The organism is Pseudahrensia aquimaris, from assembly GCF_042676045.1.
GTDB lineage: Bacteria > Pseudomonadota > Alphaproteobacteria > Rhizobiales > Rhizobiaceae > Pseudahrensia > Pseudahrensia aquimaris.
Genome location: NZ_JBHTJV010000004.1, coordinates 1 through 3,036 on the forward strand (window position 1 = coordinate 1; position 3,036 = coordinate 3,036).

1 protein-coding gene is annotated in these 3,036 nt (G+C 59.2%); it reads left to right on the plus strand.

From position 1 onward, the window contains the following. Positions 1 to 95: 95 nt before the first annotated feature. Positions 96 to 3,036, plus strand: a 2,941-nt coding sequence (locus ACFQ14_RS07420) for a beta strand repeat-containing protein (protein ID WP_377212093.1), incomplete at its 3' end; no start/stop codon positions are given.

Below are 3,036 nucleotides of genomic sequence, written 5' to 3' on the forward strand. Positions count from 1 at the left end.
AAGCCACAGGCACGCCCGCCCGCGGCACGCTGGCCCCAGCACCCGCCGCCTTCTCAATCCCCATCGCACCCGCACCCGGCATAGAGATCACAAAAGTGGCGGACACTTCAGGCCTGTCAAACCCGCCGCGCAAAGACGACGTGTTGCGCTACACGTTTAGCATTTTGAACACTGGCAATGTGACGCTCAGCAACATCACCGTCACCGATGGTGGCGCTGTCGTCACTGGTGGACCAATCACACTCGGTCCGGATGAAGACGACACAATAACTTTTGAAGCGACGCATGTGCTGACGCAGCCGGAGATTGATTCCGGTGCTTACACAAACCAAGCGACGGTCTCCGGCACGCCACCAAATGGCGGCACGCCCGTGACGGATCTGTCCGATGACCCAACAAATCCTGCAGGTCCGAATGACCCAACGGTAGTTCCGTTTGTTTCGCAGCCTCGCATCGAATTGCTAAAATCGGCGGTGCTGAACGACGGCGGCGATGGTGTGGCCGACGAAAACGACACGATTTCCTATACATTCACAGTCCGCAACACGGGCAACACAACGCTGTCAAACATCACAGTCAGCGATCCTTCGGTGACAGTCTTGGGTGGTCCAATTTCGTTGGAGCCGGGGCAGTCGGATAGCTCGACCTTCACGGCCATTTACACACTGACGCAAACGGACGTCGATGCTGGCAGCGTTTCGAACACGGCGACGGCAACCGGTGCCGACCCAAGCGGTCAACCGGCCTCCGATGTGTCTGACAGCACCAATCCAGGTGACGGCATTGGTATGAATGATCCGACTGTCACGCCACTTCCGGGAAGCGGCTCAATCGCTGTGGAGAAGACCGCGACGCTTAACGATGGTGGTGACGGCGTTCAACCGGGCGACAGGATTGTTTACGCGTTCACCGTGCGTAATACGGGGAACGTTACGCTCACCAATATCACGATAAGTGACTCCGGAGCCGCGATCAGCGGTGGTCCGATTTCCAGCCTTGCTCCTGGCGCTTCTGACAGCACAACCATTGTCGGTGAATACCTAGTGACGCAGCCGGATATTGATGCTGGAACCTATTCCAACAGCGCTCTTGTGACCGCGACTGATCCGTCCGGCGGCTCCGTATCAGATGTGTCGGATGACCCGACCAATGCTGCAAATTCTGATCCTAACGGTGACGGAAATCCGGATGATCCAACGGTGATTGTCATTCCGCAAGCTCCTTCACTGACGGTCGTTAAGGCTGGTGTTTTGGATGATGGGGGTGATGGTGTTGCCGATGTTGGCGATGCGATTGATTACACGTTTGTTGTGACGAACACGGGCAATGTTCGGGTGAGCGGGATTACGATTGATGATCCAAGCGCGGTTGTCAGCGGTGGTCCGATCACGCTGGAGGCCGGGGCGAGCGATGTGGCGACGTTCACGGCGCGGTATGTGCTGACGCAGCCCGACATTGATGCGGGCACGTTTGCGAACACGGCGACGGTCAACGGCACCGATCCGACAGGCGGGCCGGTGAGCGATGTATCGGACAGCGCCAACCCAGCCGATGGCGGCGGGGATGACGACCCAACTGTGACGCCGCTGGGTTCCAGCCCATCGATTGCGATCACGAAGAGCGCGGATACGTCCGGTCTGTTGTCGCCTGTGCAGGTTGGTGATGCGATCAACTACACGTTCACGGTGACGAACACGGGCAATGTGACCCTGTCCGGCATCACGGTGACCGACCCGGGTGCGACGGTATCGGGCGGCCCGATCACGCTGGCACCGGGGGCGAGCGATACGGCGACGTTCACGGCGAGCTATGCGATCCAGCAGGCTGACATAGACGCTGGCACGTATTCCAACCAGGCGACGGTCGCGGGCAATCCACCGACTGGCCCGCCGGTCAACGCGGTCTCCGACGACCCCGTGACCAGCGATCCGAGCGATCCAACAATTGCGGTTATTCCGCGTGCGCCGAGCATGTCTTTGGTCAAGAACGCGACCAATGTGGCCTTCCAGCAGCCGGGCGATACGGCTGACTTTGACTACATCGTCACCAATACCGGCAACACAACGATCACCACGCCGATCACGGTTACTGACAACCTAATCCCCACGGTCACCTGTCCGGCGCTGCCAGCAGGTGGTTTGCTTCCCACAGCATCACTGACCTGCACGGGTCAATACGTTGTTCAGCAGGCTGATTTGGATAACGGCTCGGTGACGAACCTTGCTTCCGCCTCGACCACGCCTGCGGGCGGGCCGCCGATCACGACGCCGATCACGTCTGAGACCATTCCGGCAACGCAGGCTCCGGCGCTGACGGTCACCAAGGCTGCGGTCGAGACAAGCTATGCGGCTGTGGGCGATATCATCAACTACACATTCACGCTGACGAATGCGGGCAATCTGACGCTGACGGGCACAACGACGGTTGTGGACGACAGAATTGGCACCATCGACTGCTTCACGGGCAACTTTCTGCCGGGCACGAGCCAGACCTGTGTTGGCTCGTACACGATATTGCAGAGCGATCTTGATGCGGGTTCGGTGACCAATCAGGCGTTTGCCGAAAACGGCACGGTGACGTCACCGCCAGCCTCGGTGACGGTGAATGCGGATCAGGCTCCGGCTCTGACGGTGGTGAAGTCTTCGACCGACACGACTTATGCNATTTCCATCGCGGACGACAAGATCAACGGGGCAGGTGGCTCGGTCATTTGTCCGGCACTTCCCACAAGCGGGCTTGCGCCCAATGGCACGCTGACATGTTCGGGCACATATGCTGTCACGCAGGCGGACCTTGATGCGGGCTCGGTGACGAACATCGCAACAGCCTCGACGCCTGACGGAAACGGCGGCACGACGATATCGCCGCCGAGCGACGTGACGATCAACGCCACACAAGCTCCTTCACTGACGGTTGTTAAGGCTGGTGTTCTGGATGATGGGGGTGATGGTGTTGCCGATGTTGGCGATGCGATTGATTACACGTTTGTTGTGACGAACACGGGCAATGTTCGGGTGAGCGGGATTACGATTGATG